Annotated in this window: 23 protein-coding genes; 6 read left to right on the top strand and 17 right to left on the bottom strand. The window is 66.8% G+C overall.

The features are described from left to right. Nucleotides 1–46 precede the first annotated feature (46 nt). From DFR72_RS05565 to DFR72_RS05615, 11 genes are all read right to left on the bottom strand, one after another. The gene (locus DFR72_RS05565) at nt 47–661 is read right to left on the bottom strand and encodes a helix-turn-helix domain-containing protein (protein WP_090063725.1); all 615 of its coding nucleotides are present in this window, start codon (nt 659–661) and stop codon (nt 47–49) included. 483 nt (nt 662–1144) lie between these two features. Further along, the gene (locus DFR72_RS05570) at nt 1145–2065 is read right to left on the bottom strand and encodes a DUF5753 domain-containing protein (RefSeq protein WP_143086633.1); all 921 of its coding nucleotides are present in this window, start codon (nt 2063–2065) and stop codon (nt 1145–1147) included. Nucleotides 2066–2649: 584 nt separating this feature from the next. Beyond that, nucleotides 2650–2904: a hypothetical protein gene (locus tag DFR72_RS05575; RefSeq protein WP_143086632.1), complete on the bottom strand. Its 255-nt coding sequence runs from the start codon at nt 2902–2904 to the stop codon at nt 2650–2652. A 123-nt stretch (nt 2905–3027) separates the two neighbouring features. Further along, the gene (locus tag DFR72_RS05580) at nt 3028–3747 is read right to left on the bottom strand and encodes a GNAT family N-acetyltransferase (protein ID WP_090063722.1); all 720 of its coding nucleotides are present in this window, start codon (nt 3745–3747) and stop codon (nt 3028–3030) included. After that, the gene (locus DFR72_RS05585; RefSeq protein ID WP_090063721.1) at nt 3744–5216 is read right to left on the bottom strand and encodes an APC family permease; all 1473 of its coding nucleotides are present in this window, start codon (nt 5214–5216) and stop codon (nt 3744–3746) included. The genes DFR72_RS05580 and DFR72_RS05585 overlap by 4 nt, the downstream gene beginning before the upstream one ends. A gap of 45 nt (nt 5217–5261) precedes the next feature. Next, on the bottom strand, nt 5262–5978 hold the full coding sequence (locus DFR72_RS05590; protein WP_090063720.1) for a GPP34 family phosphoprotein: 717 nt from the start codon (nt 5976–5978) through the stop codon (nt 5262–5264). Nucleotides 5979–6377: 399 nt separating this feature from the next. Continuing rightward, nucleotides 6378–7337 (bottom strand): S1 family peptidase, encoded by a 960-nt coding sequence (locus tag DFR72_RS05595; protein WP_114773604.1) that lies wholly within the window; start codon nt 7335–7337, stop codon nt 6378–6380. A 94-nt stretch (nt 7338–7431) separates the two neighbouring features. Continuing rightward, complete coding sequence (locus tag DFR72_RS05600) at nt 7432–7833, bottom strand: RNA polymerase-binding protein RbpA (RefSeq protein WP_170176131.1); 402 nt, start codon at nt 7831–7833, stop codon at nt 7432–7434. Nucleotides 7834–8104: 271 nt separating this feature from the next. After that, on the bottom strand, nt 8105–8341 hold the full coding sequence (locus DFR72_RS05605) for a helix-turn-helix domain-containing protein (protein ID WP_090064475.1): 237 nt from the start codon (nt 8339–8341) through the stop codon (nt 8105–8107). A 425-nt stretch (nt 8342–8766) separates the two neighbouring features. Beyond that, nucleotides 8767–9708: a phosphotransferase family protein gene (locus DFR72_RS05610; RefSeq protein WP_090063717.1), complete on the bottom strand. Its 942-nt coding sequence runs from the start codon at nt 9706–9708 to the stop codon at nt 8767–8769. Further along, nucleotides 9705–11078, bottom strand: a complete 1374-nt coding sequence (locus DFR72_RS05615) for an NsdA family TPR-like regulatory protein (RefSeq protein ID WP_143086631.1) — start codon at nt 11076–11078, stop codon at nt 9705–9707. Before DFR72_RS05615 ends, DFR72_RS05610 begins: the two co-directional genes overlap by 4 nt. Nucleotides 11079–11621: 543 nt before the next feature. Here DFR72_RS05615 and DFR72_RS05625 point away from each other — a divergent pair. Continuing rightward, nucleotides 11622–11855: a hypothetical protein gene (locus tag DFR72_RS05625; protein ID WP_143086630.1), complete on the top strand. Its 234-nt coding sequence runs from the start codon at nt 11622–11624 to the stop codon at nt 11853–11855. 302 nt (nt 11856–12157) lie between these two features. Here DFR72_RS05625 and DFR72_RS05630 read toward each other — a convergent pair whose 3' ends face one another. Next, the gene (locus DFR72_RS05630; RefSeq protein WP_090063713.1) at nt 12158–13393 is read right to left on the bottom strand and encodes a pentapeptide repeat-containing protein; all 1236 of its coding nucleotides are present in this window, start codon (nt 13391–13393) and stop codon (nt 12158–12160) included. Nucleotides 13394–13537: 144 nt separating this feature from the next. Continuing rightward, the gene (locus DFR72_RS05635) at nt 13538–14350 is read right to left on the bottom strand and encodes a DUF5677 domain-containing protein (protein ID WP_090063712.1); all 813 of its coding nucleotides are present in this window, start codon (nt 14348–14350) and stop codon (nt 13538–13540) included. A gap of 200 nt (nt 14351–14550) precedes the next feature. On the opposite strand from DFR72_RS05635, the gene DFR72_RS05640 reads away from it, so the two are divergent. Next, nucleotides 14551–15426 (top strand): hypothetical protein, encoded by an 876-nt coding sequence (locus tag DFR72_RS05640; RefSeq protein WP_090063711.1) that lies wholly within the window; start codon nt 14551–14553, stop codon nt 15424–15426. 53 nt (nt 15427–15479) lie between these two features. On the opposite strand, the gene DFR72_RS05645 is transcribed toward DFR72_RS05640, so the two are convergent. Both DFR72_RS05645 and DFR72_RS05650 read right to left on the bottom strand, forming a co-directional pair. Then, nucleotides 15480–15818 (bottom strand): hypothetical protein, encoded by a 339-nt coding sequence (locus DFR72_RS05645; protein WP_090063710.1) that lies wholly within the window; start codon nt 15816–15818, stop codon nt 15480–15482. Continuing rightward, the gene (locus tag DFR72_RS05650; RefSeq protein WP_090063709.1) at nt 15815–16078 is read right to left on the bottom strand and encodes a hypothetical protein; all 264 of its coding nucleotides are present in this window, start codon (nt 16076–16078) and stop codon (nt 15815–15817) included. The genes DFR72_RS05645 and DFR72_RS05650 overlap by 4 nt, the downstream gene beginning before the upstream one ends. A 117-nt stretch (nt 16079–16195) precedes the next feature. Here DFR72_RS05650 and DFR72_RS05655 point away from each other — a divergent pair, with 117 nt between their 5' ends. From DFR72_RS05655 to DFR72_RS05665, 3 genes are all read left to right on the top strand, one after another. Further along, a complete protein-coding gene (locus tag DFR72_RS05655; protein ID WP_090063708.1) occupies nt 16196–17524 on the top strand; it encodes an NsdA family TPR-like regulatory protein in 1329 nt (442 codons plus the stop codon). Nucleotides 17525–17540: 16 nt separating this feature from the next. Continuing rightward, nucleotides 17541–18167, top strand: a complete 627-nt coding sequence (locus DFR72_RS05660) for a 2'-5' RNA ligase family protein (protein ID WP_211335317.1) — start codon at nt 17541–17543, stop codon at nt 18165–18167. A 494-nt stretch (nt 18168–18661) separates the two neighbouring features. Continuing rightward, a complete protein-coding gene (locus DFR72_RS05665) occupies nt 18662–19411 on the top strand; it encodes a DUF3800 domain-containing protein (RefSeq protein WP_090063707.1) in 750 nt (249 codons plus the stop codon). Nucleotides 19412–19945: 534 nt separating this feature from the next. Here the strand turns inward: DFR72_RS05665 and DFR72_RS05670 are convergent. Further along, a complete protein-coding gene (locus tag DFR72_RS05670) occupies nt 19946–20818 on the bottom strand; it encodes a hypothetical protein (RefSeq protein WP_143086629.1) in 873 nt (290 codons plus the stop codon). Nucleotides 20819–21375: 557 nt separating this feature from the next. On the opposite strand from DFR72_RS05670, the gene DFR72_RS05675 reads away from it, so the two are divergent. Further along, nucleotides 21376–23667: an ATP-binding protein gene (locus DFR72_RS05675; RefSeq protein WP_143086628.1), complete on the top strand. Its 2292-nt coding sequence runs from the start codon at nt 21376–21378 to the stop codon at nt 23665–23667. Nucleotides 23668–23698: 31 nt separating this feature from the next. Here the strand turns inward: DFR72_RS05675 and DFR72_RS05680 are convergent, their stop codons facing one another. Further along, a complete protein-coding gene (locus DFR72_RS05680; protein WP_090063704.1) occupies nt 23699–24916 on the bottom strand; it encodes a cytochrome P450 in 1218 nt (405 codons plus the stop codon). Nucleotides 24917–25329 lie beyond the last annotated feature (413 nt).

Here is a 25329-nt window from a genome sequence, read left to right on the forward strand (position 1 = left end):
AATCGACGCACGTGAGACCAGACGAGGCTGACGACCACGGTCGGCATTAGGTCTGTGGTCTTCTCCATTGGGCGTGACGACTGCTGCGTTCCTCAGCGCGTCGTCGTCGCCGTGCTTCTTCCAACCGGCGCATCAGCTCGAGGGCGCGCCTGGTCGCGCCTGCGCCCATCCCGAGCTCGCTGGCCAAACGGCGCACGTCAGCTGAGGTGGGCAGCAACCTGCCGTTCTCGATCTTCGAAAGCTTCCACTGGCTGACGCGCGCGCGGCGCTCTACCTCGGCGCCGCTGATCTTGGCGTTGTTCCTGTGCTCGCGGATGATCTCGCCGAGCTCGTCGAGATCACGCTGGGCCCCCGGGTCGCGCTGCGCGAGAGGAACGGGGACCTTCGGGCTTCCCGTCGGTGCAACCGCCTCCTGCAGCCGACGCATCAGTTCAATGGCCTGCGCGGTCACGTCTTGGTCCATGCGAAGTCCGCGGGCCAAACGGCGCACGTCAGTCAGGCTCGCCCACAACTGGCCGGTCTCGATCTTCGATAGCTTCGACTGGCTGAAGCCGGCGCGGCGCGCAGCCTCGACGCCGCTGATCTTCGCCCCCTTCCTGTGCTCGCGGAGGAGGTCGCCGAGCTCGTTGAGGAGGCGCTGTACGGCTGCGGAGCGGGCCATCGGTTTCTGTTGTCCGTTCGGCTGTGCGTGTTCTGGTCAGCGATGAGTTCGCGGCGAACGAGGAGCCCGCGGTGGTTCGTCACTCGCTGGTCGGGCTCGCGTCACCGTCGTGCCGCCGTTGCCGATGCGCGGGTGCAGCTCACGGCATTCGGGTTTTCGCGTTACCTCGATGGTTGTGCTGGAATCAGCCTGGGGGCTTGGTGGTCGCGGCACCGTGAGCAGGCGCACCGCGCGGTGCCGCAACCACGACACGGCCGCCGGACGCGCTGCGGGCGCCGCTTGCCCCGCGCGCTGGCTGTCGTGCATGACCAGCGCTATCCCTCGACGGCGCTGGGGCCGCCGTGCCAGGAGGTCACGGGGCCATGAAGTCGTTGAGCCGTTCAGTTAGACGGCCACCAGAGAAGCGGGCCCGCTGACACGCCTCGGACTGTCGACGCAAAGGCCCCGCCTCCGAGGGTGCTGGGCCACGGTCCCCGCCCGGACTCATGCGGGTGTGGTGGATGACGCGAGTGCGCCGCGCGCTCTGGTCGACGGCCCCCGCGTCTGGGCGCTTTGGGCACCGCGGGCCTGTGTGTCCTGGCCCAGTTGGGAAATCAGCGCATTCGACTCGTCCTCCGTCAGGCTGGTGTCCTCAAGTGCGCGGATGACCTTCTCGTAGCCCGTGAGCGCGTCCTTCGCCTCGTCGAACAGGCTGGAGTTCTCCGTATCCACCCACACCAGCGGCTCGTACTTGGCGAAGGTCAGCTGAGTGAACGGCCCCGCCGTGCCGGCGTGCGCGCCACGTGCTGCGGGGACGATCCTGACGGTGGTGTGAGGCCGGTTCGCCGCGGCGGTGATGCGCTGCATCTGCTGCGCGTGTACCTCGGCACCACCGACCAGAATTCGAAGAGCCATCTCGTGAAGGAAGTATGCGCGCTTCACGTTGGGCGGCAACACCCTCTGCATCGTGAGGCGCGCTTGTACTCGGTCCTCGATCTCGTCGTTCGGCAGCGTTGCGGACGCCTGCAGTACCTCACGCGCGTAGTCGGGCGTCTGCAGCAATACCGGCACCATGTGCGGATTCCAGCTGACCAGCGTCGTGGCCTGCGACAGGTTCTCGACCGCCGTACGGAGGCGAAGGGGCTGGCACACGCCGTGCCGCTGCCACCAGCCGCGGTGCTCTTGCATCGGGAATAGCGCCATCAGATGCGCGACTTCAGCCTGCTCGACTCGGCATGCGCCCAGCAGAAAGGCGAGTTCGACCTGAGTGACACCGCCCTTGCCACAGACCAGGTCCGAGAGCTTTCCTTTGTCCCAGCCCACGATCTCAGCGACTTCGCCTGCGGTGCTGCCGGTGCCTGCGATCACTGCTCGTATTGCATCGCCGAACTCGCGGCCTCGAACGGTGGAGATCCTCTTGGGCATGTCGTCTGCTTCTCCGATGATCAGGTGATGATGTGCGGCGGGTGCGAGACCCGTTGTGAGACATGAAGGGCGCGGGCTTCGCGGGCCGTGAACGAGCGTCTGGCGTCCGCGGTGGGCTGGCCAGCTGCGAACCGGGTGGGCAACGCACGCACGACGCGTTGCCCACCCGGCCTTCCCCAGGCTCGGTGTTCGGGGTTGGAGGCACCTGCTGAGCACCGAGGTCACGAACCCGGCTTCCCGACAGTGCTGTGGGCTCTCGCCCTGACCCGTCTGCCAGGCGAGGCCGAGCCGCCGCATCCCAGGGAGCGGCGAACACGTGCGCGGGATCGAGTCCGAGTAGGTGGTTCGGCGCGCCGCTGGGGGAGGCAGACGCGCCGAACCGGGCCACCCTGCGATCAGTGTGGGTCATGGGCGCGTGACGGGCTTCGCTACGCGCCGGGTTTATCTAGCCGGCACCGCCGCAGGTGCCGCGTGCGCGCGCGGCATCGCAGGTGCCGCGTGCGCGCGCGGCGGTGATTGCCAGCTCCAGCCCGACGCCGCAAGGGCACTGGAGCCGGCGCACAACGGCCGCTGCGGCCCGCTGCTCAGCGAGGTACCGCGCCTGGTACTGGCAGGTCAGGCGGCACGGCGGGCCAGCAGCTCAACGGGGAACAGATCGTGTGCGGCTCATCGAGGTTCAGGTGCGCCTGGTGCACGAGCGGCGTCACCGTGGGCCGTGCGTGCGTCGGCGAGGACTCCACCAGGACCGGCGCGCTGGGAGCGATGGCCATGGATACGGCGACCGCCGCGGCCAGCGCCACGGCGGTCAATTCCGCCGCGAGCAGGGTTGCGTCGGTCATGGCCAAAGTGCGGGCGGCACCAGCATGGAGGTTCGTCACGCGTTTGTTCCTGTTCATAGCTCGGGGTCGGGTGGACGCAGGAGAGATGATGCGGCGCCCGCGGGCGTGGTGACGCAGTTCAGGTCACGCCTGGCTGTTGCCGGCTTCGTCGTCCGGTGGCGGGGGCAGCGGGTTGCGCCACATCGGGTACATGACGTGATCCGGGCCGGTGCCATGCCTGCTGGGCAGCTCCAGCACCTGATCGAGCATCTCGAAGCCGTGCCGCGCGTACAGGTCGCGGGAGCGTTCGTCAGCAGCGACGAGGTGAGCGCCAAGCGCGCGGCGGTCGAGCACTTCGAGGTGGTGGCGCAGCAGGGCGGTGCCTTGCCCGGATCCGTCCTGCATCGAGGCCAGGAACACGAGGAACTGGTGGGGGCCACGGTCGAGGGGGTGGTGCTTGTCGAACAGTTCGTCCAGCTCGGCGACGTTGTCGACGTACTCACCGCAGTCTTCGGCGATGCGTTCGTGGTACCGGTCAGGAAGCGGCACCGGCGAGGTGTCGGGTTCGTCGTAGTGCAGCCAGATCGCCGCTGCCTGCGGCACCTCTGTCTTCCGGACGCGGCCATCGGGCAGCGGCATGGTGGTGGCGATGTGGACTTCGCCGTGGACCAGCGCGTGCTCGGCCCACATGCCGACGTTCTTCAGCATGATCCCGCCGCGCTGGAAGCGGTCGGTGATGAGCCACTCGGTGGTGGCGAGCGACTGGAACCTGGCCGCGATCACGGCGGCGGCCAGCAAGCTCAGGTGCTTTTCGTTCGCGCCGAGATGCACGATGCCGTAGTCGATGTCCTGCACGACGCTCACCGCCCGGCCTTGGCGATCTCGTGGGTGCCGCCCTGTCCGATGGCCTGGTAGTCGGCGGGACGAGTGAACCTGAGCCACGTTCCCCACGTCACGCCGATCGCGCCGGCGGCGCAGAGCACGAGCGGGATGATGCGGGCGGGCAGAGAGCCCGGCTCGCTACCGAGCACCAGGGAGAAGTTCGACCCCACCTGAAACAGCATCCAGCTGATACCGAGGGCTCCCGCGCCCGCGACCACCCACCAGAACAGCGGGGTGTCGCGCGCGGTGCGGGCGAAGTACAACACCGTGGACCAGGCCGTGGCGGTCATCAGCATCAGCACGCCCAGCGCGCCGGCAGCGCCCGCCCAATAGAACAGGTACTGGACCGGGTCGATGTCGAGCACGGCGTAGAAGACGATCACCATCAGGGTGACGGCGCTCTGCACCCGCGAGGCGGCCACGGGAGCCCCGGTCCTGGGCGAGGTGGTTCCCAGCCAGCGCGGCAGCGAGTGTTCCTTGCCCAGCGCGAGCAGGTAGCGGGAGCCCGCGCCCTGGAAACCGATCATGGCGGCCACGACGCTCGTGATCAGCAGAAGCTTCATGACGTCGACAGCGTTCTCGCCCAGGTGCGGCAGCGCGAGCTGGAACACCAGGTCGGTACCGTGCTGGCGGGCGGCATCCACGATGCCGTCGAGCCCGGCCGCGACGCTGAGCGCCCATGACCCGCCCGCGTAGAGCACGGTGGTGGCGGCGATGGTGATCTGTGCCGCGCGCGGCACCGTGCGGCCGGGGTCGGCGCACTCCTTGGCGAACACCACCACCGCCTCGATGCCGACGAAGCCGATCACCGTCAAGGCCAGCAGCGCGCCCATCCCCGGCGTGAACAAGGTGCCGGGCAGCAGCGTCTCGGTGGTGATGACGCCGTCGGCAGGGTGCAGCAGGTTGGTCACGCTGAAGACCACGATGGCGCCGAGTTCCAGGACGAGAAGCACGGCGACGACGCGGGCGGAGTCACGCACGCGCCGGTGCCCGAGCCAGGCCACCGCTGCCCACGCGAGCAGCGCGAAGACCCACCAGGGTGCCTCCACGCCGAGCCACTTCTTCGCGAGCGGGCCGGCGGCGGTGCCGACGAACCCAAACAGGCCCCAGAGCAGGACGCCGTAGGACAGCAGCGCCACAAAAGCACCGCCGACGCCGGCGATGCGGCCGAGCCCGTGGGCGATGTAGCCGGAGAACGAGCCAGGATTGCCGATCAGCGGCGCCATCCGCGTGTACGCGGCGTAGAACAGGCTCATCAGCAGTCCGGACAGCAGGAACGCGGCGGGAATGCCTGTCAGGCCGGTCGCGGCGTAGCCGATCACGATGATGCCGGTGAACACCGTCATCGGCGTGGCCATCGACATGATGACCATGACGATGTAGGGGGTGTTGACCGATCGGCCGGCTGCGGAGGCTGTTCCGGGGCCGGCGGTGGAACCGATGGCGGGCATAACGAGCGTGGTCCTCCGGGATCGTCGGTGGGCAAGCGGGACAGGTCAGAGGGTCTGGGCGAGTAGCGCGGTGTTGATCAGGTGCTCGGTGTGGGACACCAGGACCCGAAGCGAGCTCTCGCGCGTCGCCCGTCGGGGATCGACCAACGTGGTGAGTCCGTTGATCCAGTCCGTGATCCGCTGGTCCAGTCCGGCAATGTCGGTGATGCGGGCGTGATGCATTTGGGTCGCCTGCAGCAGTCCCGCCAGGAACAGGTCCTGCAGCGTCATCACGCTGCGCCGCTGCAGCGCAAGCGTGAGGTGATCGCCAAGCTTGTGCGGCTCGTTGGGATCGTTCGGTACGAACCGCGGCTTCTTGTCCCAGAACTTCAGCCGATGCGGCGTTATCTCCGTGACCACGCCGGCCACCAGCAGACGGCGGGCGATCCACAATGGAGCTTGCGGCGCGATGTGCGTGATCCAGCTGCCCGGCGTCACCGCCGGAGCGCCTACGACGCGTCCCAGCAACAAGCGCTTGATCGTGGGCCGCTGCCCGTTCAGCAGAGGTGATCGCAGCAGCATCTGTCCTCGCTCACGAAGCAGCGCCTGCTCTTCAGAGAACTGTAGGTATTCCTCAATGACCAGTTCACCGAGTACCGCCGTCGCGCATCCAAGCTCGAGCGCACGTTCGTTCAGCTGTCGTTCTCCCCTGTCGTCGTGCGCGGACAGGTAAAACTGCTCGGCGGCACCGCGCGGCACCGGTGCCTTCGCGCTGAGGGTCATCGCACCTCCGCCTGCGTGGCGCGGGCGACTGTCCAAGGCTTGGAGGCAGGACGGCAGCGCTCAGAACGGCAGCCGAGATCGTGCATGATCGCCGCGTGAACGCCCGACCGGGTACGGGCGCTGACGTGAGAACGCCTCGTGGCCGACACCGAGGCGACACCGCTGTGGTCGACCGAGCGCGGACACCGGTCAGCGGACAGCAGCACAGTGCGCGAACTCGACGGATGGATCTCACGCGGTCGGGCGATGAAAGCTGTCATGCTGCTCTGCCGTCCTCGCAGCTCACGTGCCTCGAACATGGGGGGTGTAGGTGTTCATGCCACTCGCTCGAGTGGCCGTCAGGACCGGGGCCGGCGCCGTCCCAGGGAAGATGACGCCGGACCCAGCGCTCATGCGGCTCTACGCAGCCGCGAGAAGGGCGTCGCCCTGGCGCATCTGCTCGTTCAGCTCAGCACCGTCGGTCGCGCTGAAGCCGAAGATCGTCTTCACGATCCAGATGCGGTAGCCCGTGTAGTAGAGGTCCTGCCAGATCCCGGACCCCGCCTTGAGCTCCCCGCCCGGCTCGGTCGGCGGCGCGGTGGTGCACACGTGCGGCCGCATCTCGGCGTCGTCACCGTCACCGGTCGTGGCGCCCATCAGGAACCACCGCCCGAAGACCTTCTTGGCCAGCGGACCGCCCGAGTCACCGAAGCACGCCTGCTTCTTCAGGCCGTCGAGCGCCTTGATGCACAGCTCGCGGACCTTGTCGAAGAACGAGCACTGCTTGTCCGGCACACGCGTGGTATCCAGTTCCTGCAGCACACGTGGCGACTGCTTGCACTTCGCGTCGTTGACCAAGTCCGCGTCGCAGACCACGCCCCAGCCCATGATCCGGCTGGGCGAGCCCACCTTCGCCGGACGGGTGGTGAGCAGGATCGGCTGCTGTGGCACAGCCTGGTCCAGCTCGATCAGGGCGAGGTCGTTACCGGGCGTGTTCCAGTCGAACTGCGGATGCAGCACGACCCGACGGACGCCGGCGAGGGTCCCGCCCTCGGTCTGGTCGACCGAGCCGATCCGCACCTTCGTCACTCCGGGCACGACTCGGGTCTCGGAACAGTGATACGCCGTGACCACCCACCGGCGGTGGATCAGCGACCCGGTGCAGAAATGCCGCAACGAGCCGTCCGCCGCCGGATTCTGCAGGCTTGCCGCGAACGTGTAAGCCTCGGTGGCATCACGGCCGCCCACGATGAACGGCTCGACGACGCCGGTCCCGTCCTCGGTCGGCGCGGGAGCCGCCACGACCGCCGGGGCGTTCCCGAGGACGAGAGCCAGCACCACGCCGGCGCCGGCGAGGAGCCGTTGGATATTGCTTCTCAATGTGACTACAACCTCGATCCTTCTTGCGGTTCAACACAACCGGACCGTTCAACAGCCCGGTGTTCGTGATCGCGCAGGTGTGCGCGAATGGCAGTTAGCCGATCTGGCCATGTGAGTTGGTGGGGGCCGGGGCGACCGGAGACTCGTCATGGGGTTTCGTGCGGTCGGCGAGCGCTTCATCCAGGAGCTGCTGTAGCTCGGTAACTGTGCGGCGTTCGTCGAGGTGGTCCTTGTGCGTCTTGGACCTAGTTCCTTTGCGCGGCTCGGGAAGCGGCGCCAGGACGAGGCCGAACCGCGGCGACCTCGAGCCATGCTGGGGGCAGTCCCACTCGACGGGCGGATCAGCGTCGGCGGCGAAGGGCCGCTCGAACTCGTGCCCTCGCGGACAGCAGTAGCGGATGACCTGCTTTGCGACCGGCACGTCACGGTCGAGCGCGTGAAGGGTGGGCCCCTTGCTCCACGGCAACCGACCACCGCACGTGCTATACGCGACCACGGTTCCTCCTCGTCTGGTCCTGTGTGAAAGCTCGCTGCGGTCGTAGCGGCGAGGCGAAGAACGGGATCCGGCTGAGGCCTCGATCCGCGCGGGCTGAAGCTTTTTCGCCGAGTCCGCATCGGGCCAGGGACGGTGCGGGGCCGTAGTGGTCCGCAGGTCCACGAAGCGCCTCTACGTGCTGCTCCTGTCCGGCCTGATCTGCACGCTGGTGACCGCGCCGCGACAGGGGCTGCGAATCAGCGCCCGATGCGCGGATTCTGGGAAGCGCGGGTCACCGTGCGCCTGGTCGCCGCCGCTCCACGTTCCTGGTTCCGGACATCTCGCCGCGTGAACGCATCACGACGCCGGTCTCCTCCAAGATGCGGTGCACAAAGCCGTACGAGCGGCCGAGGCCCTCAGCCAGGGCGCGGACGCTGGCGCCCTTCTCGTACTTCGCCTGAAGGTCCTTGCCCAGCTCCGTGCGGGCAACACCCAGGATCTGTTTTCCTTTGGCGATCTTGTCCGCCATCTCGGTCAATGCCCCTCGTGTGCTTCAGATGACCAGTCGGCGTTCTCGTGCATGCTTGGCCCAACGGGCGGCGGCATCCGTCGAGTCGAGAATTCCATGACACGGCACCGCGGATGCGGTTTCTGAATGAGTTCATGCCACTCAGTGGTCCCCGATCGATGCACTGCCTAAGAAGTCTTGTCGTCATCGGAGCGTTGTAGCTAATGCGCTCACTGATGCGGCAGGAAGGATCATGGCGCGAGATAGCGTCAGTGGGAATACCTAATGCATGTGCGTTTTTTTGTCCGAAATTCCGCCCGAACGTTTCGGACGGACTTTCGGACAGACCTTCGGACAACGTCCGGACGCCGGGCGCGCGGCCGAGCGGCAGGACACCGCTGCCGGGTCACTGAGCGGGGGTAGTAGCTGAGCCAGGTTCAGGGTGGTCAGAACTCGCGCCACTGGCCGCGGTCGTCGGCCTTGATGCCGTCGAGTCGTTGCCGCAGCGCGGCCGCGAACGCGCTGCCGTGCCCGGCGCGGCGCAACGGCCCGGCCAGCTGCACGAGGTCACGCATTGCGAACAGGACCGGAAATCCGTCCCAGGAGGCCAGGTCGTAGCCGTAGGCCTGTGCGAACGCCTGCGCCCAGCGTTCGCCGCGGCCGTAGCGGACCGCGGCGTGCCAGGACGGGATGAGGTCCACCTCTCGCGGGCCGAAGCAGGCGGTGTCCCAGTCGCCCAGGAGCACCGGCTCGTCCGCGGACGCGGTGTCCCACAGCAGGTTGCCCGCCCACGCATCGCCGTGGATGGCCGTGTATCCCAGCGGCCAGTCCAGCACGGCAAGATCGCGCTGGACCTCGTCAATGCGGTTGAGCAACCACCGCTGGTCCTCGCGCGACAGCGCCGCCGCCCCGATCGGGCCCGCGGTCAACGCGTGCAGCGACTCCAGCGGCTGCCACTGGGGCAGCTCAACCGGGGGCGCGGGCAGTCGATGCAGCGCGCGCACCAGGCGCCCCAGGTGCGCGGAGTCCGGCGAGGCGGCGCCGGCCGGTTGCGGGTAGTACGTCCAGAACGTCACGACCGTGCTGTCGTCCACGACGACCGGTTCCAGTGCGGGCAGCGGCGCGGTCGCGGGATAGCCGTGGACTTCCGTCAGCCACCGCGTGACGTGCAGCGCTGTGCGCGCCCGGTCGTCCTGGCCCTCACGGTTGATGCGGGCCACGACCTGGTGGGCGGGCAGCAGGCACACCACGTTGGCGTAGTGGTGGATCAACCGCGCGCCCGCGTCGTCGAGACCGGCGCGCACGCACGCCTGTCGCAGCACAGCGGCCAGGTCCGGACCCAGGCGCAGAAGGTCCTTGGTCGGGTTGTCAGGCTCGGAGCGCGTCACATAGGCAAGGGTGCCCGAGACGGCCGCCGAAAATTTGTGATCTCAGTCCGGATGGTCTCGGCCGCGGCGGCGCCGAGGAAGCGGCGGGTACTCAGCACGTCGGCCAGGCGATCGAGCTGGTCGCGGACGGGAGCGATGCGCTGCGGATACGGCAGCGCCAGGACCGGCCGTACCGCGTCCAGCACCCCGTCAAGCTCACCAGCCGACAACCGCGCCCACGCCACAGTCACCTGCGACAACGCCACATCACCGTAAGAAAACTGCCGGGGCGGACCCGCGAGGTACCCGTCAATCGCCGCTCGCGCGTGCTGCTCAGCCAACTCGGCGTGGCCGAGCCTGAGATAAGGATCGGCGCACAGCGACGCCCTTTTCGGCTCGCCGAGACTCAGGATGCCGCCGATGACGTCGAGATCCGACGTCCCGATCGTATCCAGGGCTTCCGCTGCGTCTTCGCTGGCTCGGATCGCCGCGAGACCCCGGTCGCGCTGACCCGACTCGGCACTGAAGCGTGCCTCGTAACAAGCCAGGCGCACCGCGCCGCTGCCTGCCCGCGGTGATCCCCGCAGGGTGTCCTTGGCCTCCTCGATGAGCTGCAAGGCCGCACCGGCACCCTCGGTGGAGTTGGTCAGCAGCGCCTTGGTGCCCAGCGTCCATCCCAGCAGTTCGCGATGGCCCGAATCCTGTGCCCACAGCAGCGCCGCCTCGGCGTGCACTAGACCGTCGTGGGGTCGGCCGCGCACATGACACAGGTGCGCCAGCACTACGCAGATCATCCCTGCAACCAGGTACACCTCGCGGCCCTGGTGCTGGCGCAAGCCGCCCTTCACGTGCATCGACACGTCTTTCCACAGAGCAAGCAGCTTCGGTCCCACCTCCTCGGCTGGCCGGTGCACGAACTCCACGGACAACCTCGCCAGCCGTGACCTGTAGGAGTGCAGCGCGGTCGACGACACCGTCCGGGCCTCGGTGATCGACGCGGCCTGCTCCACCCCGCTTGTCGCCTCATCCAAGATCGCGTCCAGGTCGGCCCGCGGCTCCGCTGCCAGCCCGCTGCGGTCACGAACACTGGTAGCGCCAGAGCACGGTTCGGGCCATCCCAGCTCAGCGTGACTGCGTCGACCAAGCACATGAAGCAGCGCCTCTTGGACCAGCGCTCCACGAGGCACCTTGCTCTCACCTCGTTCGAGCTTGCCGAGCCGGCCGACCGTCATCAGGTGAGCAGAGTTGTTCCCGTCTCGTTTGCAGATGTAGGTGTTGACCCCATCGACGAGCTGCTGCCGAGTCATGCGCTGCGCTTCGCGCGCGGCCATAAGCGGGTTTTTGCCCAAGGGAAGAGCCTCGCCGTCCGGAAACGCGGCACCGTCACTCATGTCATCTCTTTCGATTCGCCGCAGAAAGGCACGGAAAGGTTCACCGTACTGTCCGCCGCAAGACCCAGGGATCGTGTCGTTCAGGATTCGCCCGGTAGGACGATCGTGTCAGCCGATTTCCAGAGGCGCGAGTCGGCGATGATCCAGTCAGTTGTTGACGTCGACGAATGAAGCGGACTGGCTGATGCTTCGGCCACGGGGACGGCACTTCACCACGCAGAGGACTACCAGCGCCACTTGAACAAGCGCCTGGCAGCGGACCCGCAAGGAACCAGGCGGGGGAACTGAGATCAGGCGCGGCAGCTTCCGGTGAGCACCGCGCGGACATTGGCGCGATTTACATGCCGTAGCCCGCGCCGTTGTCCGCAGGGTTTGGCGGAGACGATCCTCGCTCGGGCTGGCGTTGATGAGAAGGGCTACCGCGACGATGCCACGGCGGTCGCGTTGATGCGCCGCCGGCCCGCCGAGTGACCCCAGCACGATGCGCACGCCACCAGCACCGGACCACGGCGGTCCCGCGTCGTCAACTGGTTCGTGCCGGAGATGGTCGAGCTGCCGGAGGTGCTCGCGTTGCTCGTGGATGTGATCGCCGACGACAAGTACGGCATCGTCGCGACGGCTGAGCTGGCGGGCCGCATCGAGTGGGAGGTGAAGGCTCTCGGCGAGGCGCTACGTCGAGCCGGAGTTCCTTCTGCGGGTAAGCGGCGCCTAGAAGGCCATCCGAACGCCGTCGCGGTCGTCGACTTGGACGCGATCCGCGCCGCGATCAGCGGCTAGACGGCCGGCAAAGGGGTTGGAACGGGTCAGCACGCCCGTTCCAACCCAGAAAACGGCCTGTTCCAACCTCGAACCGCCGCTTAAGCGGCGCTGAGCTGCACAAAGTGCAGCGTTCCGACTTGACCAAGCTTCCGCGTCTTCCTTTGCGAACAGTTGCGCGTGGTCCGTTTCCAGCCTTGTTCCGACCGCCCGGCACGGTCTCAAGGGTCGACACAACGACGACCAGCGTCCTGAGCATCACGTCCTGCGGATGTTCATATGTGGCAACGGCCCGCAGTGCCACCCCGAGGCTCACTGCATCGTCAGGTATCGACAGAGTCGACTCGTGCGACGCGGTGCCAGGTGCCTGAGCGCCCCCCAGGGGCAGCTTGCTTCTCGGCCGTTCGCCAACCGTCAGGCCAGCGCGACGCGATTGGTGTCGGATGCCGCACCGCACACTCATCAAGTACGACATCTCCAATGAACTGCACGCCGTCGAAGTCGGCGTTCTTGCCGAAGATCACCCGCGCAAACTGGGCGCTACCTGCGAAGCGCGCCCCGCGGAACCAAGCAGTCTGCTCGAACACGACATCGCCGAACCTGACATCTCGTTGGAACACAGCAGACCCGAACATGGCACCTTTGCTGAACTTCGCCGTCGAGAACCCGACATTGTCGAACTGAACGTTCACGAACCCGGCGAACCCGTGGAACGTGGCACCGTCGAACGAGGTGCCATCGCTGAACACCGCGCCGTCGAACATGCCGTCCCCCTCGAACACGGCCTCCCGAAAACTGGCGTGTTCTACGAACCACACCGCGTCGAACGTAGCTTGTCGGACTCTGCACCCCGTGAGACGGAAGTCCATGAGGGTGGCACCGGTGAGATCAAGGTCGATGTCAAGCCAAAAGGTCATGTCCTGCTGATCGAAGTCAAGATCGGGCCGCAAGTGAGCAGCGAGGATGCGTTGGGCGGTGAGCCGAACCTCGCGCTCCTGCGTCCGCTCGTCGTACCTAGCGCGAACCTGCTCATCTGCGTCGTCACTAGGACGATCACCCGGCAGAGTGAACGGCATCCGCAAGTACGCGCACAAAACATCCACGACGGTCTGCCGTAGAGCGGGCCGGTCAGGGTTGTCTTGCCCCAAGCGTTCCAGCGCGTAGAGGCCGCCGAGGCGGACTGGTGCCTTGTCCGAGCCCAACTGCTCGACGGACTTGGCGTACAGCTCCGTGATCCTGCGAGCAGCGGCATCGGCGTAGGTATCAGCTGCAATGCGCTCGGCGTGCAACCTATTGGTCTCGGCGACTTGCTCAGCATGGGCCTGTATCCGGTCTCGCTGGGCCAACTCGGCTTGCCGAGCATCCAGTTCCAGTTCCTGCGTGTGTTGCCGACGGGCGGCCAGATAGAGCGCAAACAACCCGCCGCCGCCGACAACGATCGACGCGGCAAGCTTCAGCGCGTCAAGCTGCGTGGTCGCCCGCTTCTCTGGGTCAGTGAGCGCGAGGCCGTCGATCCACCGCCACAGCACCACCAGCACGGCCACGGTGACGACCGACACCAGTACCGCGACTACAGGAACTCGCCACCGCAGTATCCGAGGGCGGGGCTTCGCGTTCGTGGAAGCGGGCGGGACGGGGCGGGGTGGCGGGGCGGGAGGCTCATCGGTCACGTCGGCATCATCGTCAGAAGCGGCCTCGCTGTATCAGGCGGAGCTGCTCTTCGACTTGGCCTTCCGGGTCACACCCCGGCTCCGCAGCCATGCCTTGGAGTGGAGGTCGGGCGTGCCGGGCGTTCGAAGGACCCGTGCGATGCGGCGGAGCGCCTGGCGGTGGGGGCGGTCGCGGTCGAGCATGTCCGCCGCCCGTGAGGCCCACATGCACCCGGCGCACAATGTCCATAGCCAGGTGGCTGTGGACAGCGGCTTCTCAGGGGCAATGCGGATGCTGATGGTGTCGCCGGGAACCAGGTAAGCGTCCACGATGTGGTGTCCGGCATGGGTGTAACCGGAAAGCGCACGGTAGATCACATACATGCTGGAGCCCAGCGGTGCGAAGTCGTCGCAAAGCTGTTCGAAGTGCCTGGCGGGAGCATCACCGGTCGACGGGATCACCTCGGAGTTCTCGATGATCTCGGTGACCTCATCTAACTCGCCCCAGCCAACCCCCAGCATGGCCTTCCCCAGAGCTCGACGCTGACGCCGCTGCGCGTTGACGAAGCCCGCCAAGGCCTCCGCGTCATTGTGCAACATCCACTGGGCGGTCAGCCCGTGCTCTAGTGTTCCCCTGACCAGGGGCATCGCCTCCAGGACCATGCCCGCCTTGCTCAGGTGAAGGGCGGCACGCGCCAAGCGGTGGGCATGGGACGCGAGCCCCAACACGACCGCCAGGCGTGGAAGTTCCATCTGCCGTCCGCGACCGACCGACGTCTTCTCCGGACGGTCGTCCCAGATCATCAGCAGCTCGTCGAGGGTGCTACACAGCTCCTCGACGCGTTCGGCTTCGGCGCGCTCGGACATCGGCAGACCATACGTCCAAATGGATGCAGACGCTGCTGATTAACCCCGCCACCAAGCATATGAGCTGCGACGACCTTGCTGTGCCACTTCGGCCGGCAACCGCCGTGTTCACCATGCACTCGAACTGTCGGTGCACGCCCGTAGCCTGCTCGCCAACGCAGAAGTGCACCGAGCCAGCTCGGTGAGATGAGGAGCTTTGAGTGGACGCGGGAGACGTTGCTGCTTGGGTCGGTGCGCCTATCTCGGTGGGCGCCGCGTTCATCTCGCTCATAGCCGTGAACTACGCCCGCAAACAGGCAGAGATCGCGCAGAGGGCCCTGGAGAAGGCTGGACGAAGCGCGAAGGCTGCCGAGGAAAGCGCTGCTGAAGCCCGCAAGGCGAACGAGTTCTCACGAGAGAAGGACACCCGCGAGCTAGCTGAGCGCGACGCGGCAGAAGTCGCGGAAGCGAGCAAGATCCGAGTGACGCGGCATGGCGGAGGAGAACTCAGGGTCGACGCCAGAAACCACTCGACCGCGAAGGTGTTCGACGTTTGCCTGGTGAGCGTCATGCCCGTCGACGAGCCAGATCACCAGTGGTTCCACAATCCCCGAATCACCTCTAGGCCAGACGTCGTGCCAGTCATCAAGCCCGAGGGTCTTGCGCGGTGGTACGTGAACTTTCTGTCTCCGGCAGGAGAGGTAAGGCCCGTGGTGGGGAACCGCTACGACATCGTGTTCCGCTTCACCGATGGCAGCGGGCAACGGTGGCAACGCACCAACGACAACGTCCCAGAGCGAGTGGAATCCACTGCGGTCGAGACGCCGCACGCTAGCCATGCGGCAGTCGCACCGACCGAGGAGGACATCAGATTCCAGCTGCTCACTCTGATCGTCGAGCGAAAACGCAGTGGAACACGGACAGAGGTTTCGGTGCTGCACGAAGAACTCGGCTTGGACGAGGCTCTCGTTCAACGGTGCCTGGTCCACCTTCTCACCGAAGGCATGATCATCGGCTTGGGGGGTGATGACCGCGTTGTCGCAGTGCAGGGACCCACCCCTGGGGGCGAGCGGGTCATCGACGGAGTCGACTTCTGAGTTCCTGTTGACCAGGCCGCACCGAACGTTCCACGCATTGCGGCGTGGTCACGTCAGCGCGGCCCCCGGCCCTTAGCCAGACGTGGCGCGAGCCGTTCGCCGGGGTGCGGCAACAACATCAGCTCGCCGACGATCACGGCCAGCGAATCCGAGCGCTCCCAAGTGATCCTGTTGTCAGGGTCGGTGCGGATCGCGAGCACGTCGCTCTCATCGCGGAACCTGATCGAGTCGGTCCACGGGCCCGGCCACTGGCGGAACCCGTCGAGGTACTCGTCCTCCGGGCGAAACGGCAAGAACGTCCACGCGGCAAGCTTCAAGTCGAGCAGCGGTCGCAGGAGCGGGAACAGTTCAACGGCGGCGGCCTCCGAGGACCCCGGCACGATCAACGTCATGCGGCACGCACCGGAGTGGAGCCGCGCACGGCGACGGGGTCAGGGGCACCGGTCGCCGGACGCGGAGACGGGAAGCTCGGCAGCGGGTCCGCGCCGCATCGGGAGCGCAGCTCGGCCAAGGTGGTTCGGCCGGCCAGCGCCGCGCGGACACGGTTGACCTGACGTCGGCGCCGCGTCTCGCGGCGGACGTGGTGGCCGAGCCAGCAGAACGAGCCGATGGTGACGGCCCCCAGCAGCATCACGATCGCGATCGCGCCCATACCTCTAGGGTCGACGGATTCCAAGGCCGCGAGCAGGGCATCACGCGGGGCAGGTCGGGGCAGGCCGGGGCATGCAGCGCCATGACTCACCGGGTCACGGAGGTTACGCTCGGAACCGTGCCGGAGCCGAACAGCCTCCTCCGGGCGGTCCGCGAAGCCACCGCGTCCCGCCAGGTGACCGGCGCGCGCATGAGCCGCCGCGAGCTGGCCGAAGCCGCGTGTGCCTGGCTCTGGGAGACCACCCGCCAGCGCTTCCCGCTCGACGCGCACTACATCGCGAAGATCGAGCGCGGCGCGGTCGGCGTGCCCTCGGATCATTACCGGGCCGCGTTGCGCGCGGTGCTGGGCGTCGCGACCGATGCGGACCTCGGCTTCGCCACGACCCCCAAGACCTCGTCGGTACCGGCCGTCATCGTGTCGACTCCCGCGAGCGTGAGCACGGTCAAGGAGGTGTTGATGAGCGCGGCCGACGAGTCCGCCGAGTTCCTCGCGTGGGCGGAGTCCACGAACGTCGGGGAACTGACGATCGAGCAGATGCACTCCGAGGTGCGGCGCATCGCCCGCTCCTACCTCAAGATGCCGACGCTGCCCCTGTTCGCGAGAACGAAGGCGTTGCGCGACAGGGCCTTCACGTTGCTCGCCGGGCACCAAGCGCCGCAGATGTCGCGCGAGTTGTACGCGGCGGCAGGCTGGTCGCTGACGGTGCTCGCGTGGATGTCTGTTGACCTTGGTCGGCCAGACGCCGCCGAGGACCACGCCCGCACCGCCTGGCTGTGCGCCGAACGCGCTGACTACAACCCGTTGCGCGCCTGGGTACGGGCGACGCAGCACACCGCCTCGTTCTGGCAGGACGACTACCTGACTGCGGCCGACTACGCGGCGGACGGGTTGAAGTACAGCGCGACCGGGTCCGCCGAGCTGTACCTCTCCAGTGCGCTCGCGCTCGACCTCGCGCGCGCTGGTGACGCCGCGCCAGCGGCCGAAGCGCTGCAACGCGCACAGGACGCGGCGAACCAGCTCACCCGTGCCGATGACGAGCTGGCAGGGCCGTTCACCTGCTCGCTGGATCGTGCGGGATCGCTCTGGGCGGACACGCGGCTCTCTCTCGGCGAAGCGGACGAGGCACTGGCCTACGCGGACCGCGCTGTGGCCGCGTTCGAGGCGACGCCCGTGCACCTGCGCAACCTCGGCTCCGAGCGCATGACCAGGCTCGTGCAGACGAAAGCGCACCTCGTGCGCGGCGACATGGGCGGCGCTGAGCACACCCTCGGGCCGGTTCTGGAGACCGCGCCCCAGCACCGCGTCCGGCCCCTTCTGCACCGCGTCGCCGAGGTCGACATGATCGCGGCGCAGACCGGCAACCCCACGGACCCGATCACCCGTCGCGTGCGGAGCTCGATCGCCGAGTTCCAGCGTGACAGTGTGATCAAGGAGCTGTCCGCGTAGTCCTGGGAGGCATGCCGTGACCGAGCTGGAGCCCATGAGGAACCACTGGTGGTGGCGTCCAGGCTGGGAGGTCGGCCGCTCCTTCTATACCTGGCACATCACGTTCGCCGACCAGCCGCAGGCGCACGTGCTGGTCGAGCACTACGCGCCGGTGCTCGCGCAGCTCCCCCAGCTCGACCCCGTGCCGGTGAAGTGGCTGCACCTGACGCTTCAGGGCCTCGGCTTTACCGACGAGATCGACCGCGACGACGTGGACCGGATCGTGGAGGCCGCGCGTACGAGGTGCGCGGCGTTGAAGCCGTTCACGCTCACCATCGGTCCTGCTCACGTGGATCCCGAGACAATCCAGATGCCCGGCCGGCCACTGGAGCCGGTGGCCGAGCTGCGCCTCGCGATCCGGGCCGCGATCGGCGACGTGTGGGGCGTGGAGAACATCCCGGAACGACAGGACGGGTTCCGGGCACACGTGTCACTCGGGTACTCGAACGCGGCCGGTCCCGCCGAGCCGGTGCGCGACGCGTTGGCCGCGCACCGCGGCACCACGGCCGAGGTGACGGTCTCGTCGGTATCGCTGATCGACCTCAATCGGGATCACCAGGCGTACGAGTGGGACGACGTCGCGACGGTCCAGCTTGGCGGCTAGGCCGTCCCCAGCGACCAGCTGCGCACAGAACCGCAGGTAGAAGGCATGTGCGCGACCGAACGCGTCGTAGAAGTTTCCGTGAAGAGATCTAAGTTCGAAACTAATCCGGGGGACTACAAGTGCGTTAATGCGCGTTAAAGAGCGTTGATGTGCGTTAAAGACACTAGATGCGGGATTAAGACTCTGGATTAGTCGGCTAGAACGACAGCCTGTGACAGCAACTCCGACAGTTATAAGTGCAACAGTGCGATGATGTCGTCCCGGACTACGGGCAGCGGCACACATGAGACGCGTACCGCATCTCACCTGCAAGAACCCGCAACCAAGTGCGATCCACCCCTTTCGGGTGATAACTCAACGTGATCAAAGTGGATTCACTCGGGCTAGCTGACGATCCGAGGTGACACGGCTCATCTCGATCGTCTAGATTCGTCCTCCTAGAGCGCGTGCCGGACGTCGAGGCCAGCCTGCGCCACAAGGCAAAAGGACGCAGGATGGCAAGCTCACGACCTACGCTGCACGCATTCATCGACGAGTCCGGTCAACGCTCGAAGTCCAAGGCTTCGAGCGACCACTTCGTCATGTCTGCCGTGATCATCGGGGACGAGGACCTGCCCACGTCAGCGGGGATCCTCGACCAGCTCCGGACCGCCCTCGGTCGGCGGCCTGAAGATGCTCTGCACTGGAACCAGATCAAGGCCCACTCCCAGCGCCTGCACCTCGCCAAGACCCTGGGCGCGCAGCGGTGGCTGACGGCCTCCAGCGTCGTCGTGGCGAAGCGCCACCTCGACGGCGGCGACGACATGAACGACGACCTCCTGTACTGCTACACCCTCCGCTACCTGCTCGAACGGCTGTCGTGGTTCGCGCGCGCCCAGGGCCGCGTCCTGGACTACACGCTGGCACACGTCGTGCGCTTCAAGCTCGCGACGCTGCGCGAGTACGAGGCACGGCTGCGAACGTCGCACGGGTGCCAGATCGACTGGGCGTACCTCGACCCTCACGGCGGCAGGCTCGACCAGCCCGGAACGCTCGAACAGCTCCAGCTCGCGGACGCTGTGGCATCCGCGACGGCGGCGGCCTTCAACGTCGACTCCTTCGGCAACACCGAGACCCGGTATCTCACCGAGCTGGCGCCTCGGCTGTACCGACGTAGGAACGCGCCGCTGACGTCGTACGGCCTGAAGATGCACCCGTGGCGTGACAGCACGAAGGCCGCGTACCCGTGGGTCGCGGCCTTGTGATGCGCGTCAGCCGCCTTTGCCGCCCTCGGCGGGTGCCCATGTTTCCATCGGCAGACGACCATCCACGCACGTCAGAGTCTAGGGTCACCCGATTGGGACCACAACCGCGCAGTCGAACATGCGTTCGATTCTGGCCGCTAATTCGTTGTAAGTTGGATGATAGTTCGCCCCAGGACGAACTTGGTTAGAGTCACTTGACCAGGCCGTATACCAAATGGGGGGACGCCATTCGGGCACATGTTCGATACCGCCACCTAATTGGATGTCACTCAGCTCAGAGGCGTGACGGCACAGCCTTTGCGACGTAGGACGGCAACGGCCCGCCGGATCACCGGCGGGCCGTTGCCGTCCAGCTACTCATCGTCGCGCCTCCGTCGGGCCAGCTGACGAGCACAACAGCTAGCCCGACGAGTGCGGTCAACGCCTCCAGCACCGCGGTGACATCCATGCCGATCTTCAGTCAGGACCGGACGCCCGCCAGCCTCTAACTATTTCCACCCCACGTGGATGCACTCAGCACGGCGTGAAGCGTGTTCAGTCGTCGGGGAGTTGGGACGCGCAGTCGCGCATGCGTGCCGCCATCTCCAAACAGACAGCCGAGAGGTCGTCGCAGTCCCGCGCCCAGTACCCGGCCATGGCTTCACCGGCCTGCACAAGCACTTCCGCCACCTCGGCTGCCATACCGAGGTGCCTCTTGTAGCCCCGCTTCGTGTGGCTGCGGAAACCGCGGCCGTCCTCGGCGATCTGGTAGGCCGACAAGTTGCCGACCGCCCATGCAGCGTGGTGCGCGACGCCGCTCCACTCTGCGTACAGAGCGCTTCCGGACTGCCCCAGCGTCTCTCTGATCACGCTGGACTGACCGAAGGTCCGCACCTTGCCGTCCACCTTCACACCGAGCTTGTACCCGGCCTCCTTGACCTCCAGGCCGCAACTCGTCACCGCCTTCTTCCAGTCCTCCTCCGTCCACACGTCCGGGTCGGCGGACGGAGGACGGCGGTCCTCCTTGGCGGACCACAGGCCAACAAGGCTGGCGCGAAGCACCCGCTCGTCCAGATCGATGTCAGGGGCCATCAGCCACGCGACCATGGCAGTGCCCTCCAACACCGCACGAGCCACGGAGTAAGCGCCCGTCCCCGGCCACTCGTCCTGGTCGAGTTCGGCGCCGGGTCCGCCGTCCGCGCGATACATCTTCGTGAGGGAGCGCAGGTGATGCAGGACGCTCTTGCTCGCGTCCACCGCCATGAGTTCGGCGCCCTGGAGGAGCAACTCCTTGTCCGTGATGGGAGCATCCTCAGCACCGATCACCCGCTCGAAACCGGGTGCGTTCTCGCCACTACGCCGATCTTGAAGGGTGTCCCGCCATCCGGTGCGCAGGGCGGCGTACGCCAGGTGCAGGGCGTCGGTCACTCGCATGTCGGTCACCGAAGAAGCCTCCTTGTGTCGTACCGCTGTTGCAACAGAAGGAGTACATGGTTTCGCAGGGATGCGAGATCACGCACCGGGTTTACGCGGCTACTGCTCCTGCGAACGGCGGCCTGCTTGCTGCCACAGCCCACTACGCGACCGCCGATCATCTACCAGCACTGGACGCGGATGGACCACCTCGGCCCCTCCCCGTCCGTCGCCGCCCTGCGGCGCGCCGGGCGCCAACGAAATCCACGTGCTCATGACCGCGCTCGAATGGCACTGCCAGCGGCAGATCCTGGTCTACCAATGACTAGTGACGCCGGATCACAGCACGCTGATCAGGGTTTTGATCTCGCCTGGCGGACATCGGTGCCGGCGGGATGGGATCGGCCGCCAGTCGGGCAGGCGACTCGGCCAAACGTCCAGCACGCCAGACGTTGGTGTCGTAAGTTGGAATAATGCCTGGTAAGCGGGGGGACGTCGGGGCGCAACAGCGGCTGCCAGCTCCGGTGTCGACATTCATCGGCCGCGAATCTCTCCTAGCGGACCTCGCGGTCGTGCTCACTCAGACCCGTCAGCTGACGCTGACCGGCGTGGGCGGCGCTGGCAAGACCACGTTGGCGCTAGAGCTGGCGAGGCGAAACCAGGACCTGTTCACCGACGTACGGCTCGTCGAGCTGAGGACGCTGAACAAGAAGGACCTGCTGATCCCGGAACTGGCCAGGCTGGTGATCGGGCGGGATCAGTCCATCCCCAACTCGATCGACGCGCTGATCGACGTGCTGATCGACCAGGGCGAGCTGCTGCTGATCGTGGACAACTGCGAGCACCTCGTCGACGACGTCGCGCCGATCATCGCCGACCTGCTGGAGGGCGCTCCCTCCTTGCACGTGCTGGCCACCTCACGTGAACCGCTGGACATCCCAGGCGAGAGGACACGGCGGGTCACCCCACTGGAACTGCCGACGAGCAACGACCTGGAGACCGCGAGGAAATCCGAGGCCATGCAGTTGCTCCTCGACCGGGCGGCGAGCAAAGCACCGAGCTTCCAGATCACAGAGGACAACTGGCGCGACGTGCTGGCCCTGCTGCGCTGGACCGCAGGGATTCCCATGACGATCGAGCTGGCCGTGCCTCCGCTGGAATTGATGTCCGTACGTGAGCTGGTGGCGCGGCTGCCGACGAGCACGAAGTACCTGAGCCGCAACCGATCTGGGCTCCGCTACCATCAGTCCAACGACCTGATGATCAAGTGGGGGTACGACCTCTACAGTCCGCAGGGCCAGCTGCTGTGGCAGCGGGTCTCCGTGTTCGCGGGCGGGTTCACGCTCCACGCGGCGGAGGCTGTCTGCGCCGATGAGCGGCTGCCGGTCGAGGAGATCAGCGTGGTGCTGACCGACTTGGTGCACAAGTCGGCGATCATCCGTTCCCACAAGGACGATCGCTACGAGCTGCTCACCCCGATGCAGCAGTTCGCCGCCGAGAGGCTGCGGGAGTCCGGGGACGAAGGTGTGCTGCAGGAGCGGTACCGCGACTACTTCCTGGGCATGGCGGTGAGTGCGGCCGAGGGATGGGTGAGCCCGGACGAGGTCGCGATCATGCGGCTCCTGGACGCCGATCTCGCGAACCTCAGGTCGGTGATGGACACCGCGATGAAGTCGCCGGCGACCGCCGAGTTCGCGCTCATCATCGCGGTCAGTCTCAGCCGGTGCCGGTTCTTCTTCTTCAGCGGCAAGCTCGACGAGGCCCGGATCTGGTTGAGGGACGCGATCAGCGCCGTGCCAGCGGAGAAGCGGATCTCCCCGCTGTACGTGGGCGCGATCGTGATGGACGCGTTCGTCGCGCGATGTATGGGCGCCGATCCTCGCGAGATCGCCGCGGCGATCGACGCGGCCGCAGAGATCGCCGAGAAGATCGACGCGCCCATGCCATCCCTGACCTTCATGCGTGGCTGCTACCTGCACTTCAACGACGCCACCACAGATGTGGTGATCCCTGTCTTCTGGCAGGCGGTGGCGGAGTTCGACGCCCTCGGCGAGGCGTTCGCCGGGGACCGGAACATGGCGTCCATGCTGGTTGCCCTCAGCGCCGCGTTGCTGCTGGACGACGAGGACAGCCCGGCCGGGCGAGAGGAAGCGTTGCGGCTCACCCAGGGCTTCCTGGCCGAATGCACGACGGCCGGCGCCCCCTGGGCGACCAGTTGGGCGGTGTGGGCCGTCGGTATCGCACAGATCCGGTGCGGCGACCTGGCGCTCGGCACCGAGACGGTGATCGAAAGCCTGCGCCAGCAGCGAGAGATGGACGACAGCTGGGGTCCCGCGTTCGGGGTTCCCGTGCTGGGCTGGGCGTTGGGTCAAGATCCCGACCTGACCCATGACGACGCGCTCTTCGCCGCGAGTCTCATCGGCGCCTCGTACGAACTGGAGCGGCTCACGGGCATCAGCATCAGCACGCACGTTCCCCACACCCGCTTCCGCAACGAGACCATCGCGCGGCTGAAGAAACGCCTGCCCAGACAAGAGTTCGACCAGGCGCTCTGCAACGGCGAGATGGTGCGCAACATGGACGAGGCTGTCGCCCTCGCGCTGGAGCGGAAGTTTCCCGGACGTGCGACGCAGCCGAACTCAGCCACGTCGCACGACGCGGCGCCACCCGGTTGGACCGAGAAGCCATGGGTGGTCGCGCAGATGGTGGCGCAAGGCATGACGAACCGGCAGATCGCCGTTCAACTGGGTGTTGCCCGGCGGACGGTCGAAAGCCACGTGCTCACCGCGTATCGCCTCGCCGAACTCCCCCGGGGCTCCCGAGTCGGCCTGACCAGCTGGGTCGAGGAGTACAGGCACCGCTGAGACCGCGCCGCACCCACACCTGCGAGCGCTGCTATTGCAACAGCACCTGCAGCTTGGCGATGCCACCGACGATCGAGGCCTCCATCCGCGGCGGTGAGGTGTCGAGCAGCCGCGCGTTCGGGAACCGGGCGGCCATCTCGGTCACGGCGGCGACAGCCTGCAGAAGAGCCAGGTTCCTGCCCAGGCAGTTGTGGGGCCCGTAGCCGAACGCGAGGTGTCGGCGGTCGGCTCGGTGCAGGTCGAACTCGTCAGGACGGTCGGCGGTGCTGCCAGGATCGCGGCCAGCGGCGCTCAGGGACACCATGACGATCGCGTTTTTCGGCACGACGGTGTCGCCGATCCTCATGGGTTCGACAGTGACCCGGTGCGTGGTGTTCCTCGTCGGGGCGTCGAACCTCAGCGTCTCGTCCACTGCGGCCCGGGCGAGTGCCGGATCTTCCACCAGGCGGCGCCACCTGTCCGGCTGCACCAGCAGCGCGTACATGGTGTTGGCGATCAGGCCGGACGTCGTTTCGTGCCCGCCGACCACCAGCAGGAACAGTTGCGCCATGAGCTCGTCGGCGGTGAGCATGTCACCGTCGACGCTGGCGTGGACCAGCGAGCAGATCAGGCCGTCATCGGGCGTGTGTCGTACCCTGGCGATCTGCCGCCCAAGGTAGGCCTCCATGGCACGTGACGCCGGCATTGTGCGCTCCGGGTCGTCGAGCACCAGCGCCGAGGTCCATCCGTGGACCTGCTCACGATCCTCGACCGGCAGCCCGAGGACCTCGCAAATAACGGTGATCGGGAGCTTGTAGGTGAACTCGCTGACCAGGTCGAGTGGCACCCCGGTAGGCAGGCCGGCCAGAAGTTCGCCGGTCAACCTGTCGACGAGCGGCTGCAACCGGTCCACCTGCTTGGGTGTGAAGCTCTTGGAGACCAGGCGCCGCAATCGAGCGTGATCCTCGCCGTCGGAGTACATCATGGACGGCCCGAACATTCCGGACAGCTGCACCTCATCGGCTTCCTGGCCGGTCTCGGCCAGTTGCTCGCGAATCACGCTTTGCAGCAGTGGCGAGCTCTTGCTGAGTCGGGGATCGGCGAGCAGTTCTTTCGCCTCGTCCACGCCGTCGGTGACCACCCAAATCTTGATGCCCCGTGGTACCTGCGCCAGGTGCACCTTCCCGGCAGCGGCCAGTGTCCGCTCCGCGACATGATTCCCATAGCCCGGTTGGTTAGTGACAAGGGCGCTCGTGTCCACTGTCGACATTCCCCCGCTGCTCCTGTCTCGCTGTGAAGTCTTTCCCCAGTTGCCCGGTGAGAACACGCGTGCGTGCGCCGGGCTCCCCCATCGTGCCTGTACCGGGCCTGCGCTGTCTTCAGTAGGGCAATTCAGTAGCCCTACTGAATGCCCTACGTACTACGGATCGGACCACCCGTCCCAGGCAAGCGCGGACTTCATTTGAAGTCCCGTAGCTAATTCAGTAGTTCTACGGTTGCGGCAAGGCGCTGAATACTCCAGAGTAGGTACTCGGCTACGAAGGGTGGTTTCACAGAGAAATTCGGCTGCGGAAGCCACGACGACGGCTGAGGCCGGTTTGCGGGGAGGCGAGCCGATTCTCACACGTGGCGCGTCACGAGGCGTCGTCCCCTTTGACAGCAGAACAAACATGTAACTCGCGA

This window comes from Lentzea flaviverrucosa (genome assembly GCF_003350445.1).
Taxonomy (GTDB): domain Bacteria; phylum Actinomycetota; class Actinomycetes; order Mycobacteriales; family Pseudonocardiaceae; genus Lentzea; species Lentzea californiensis.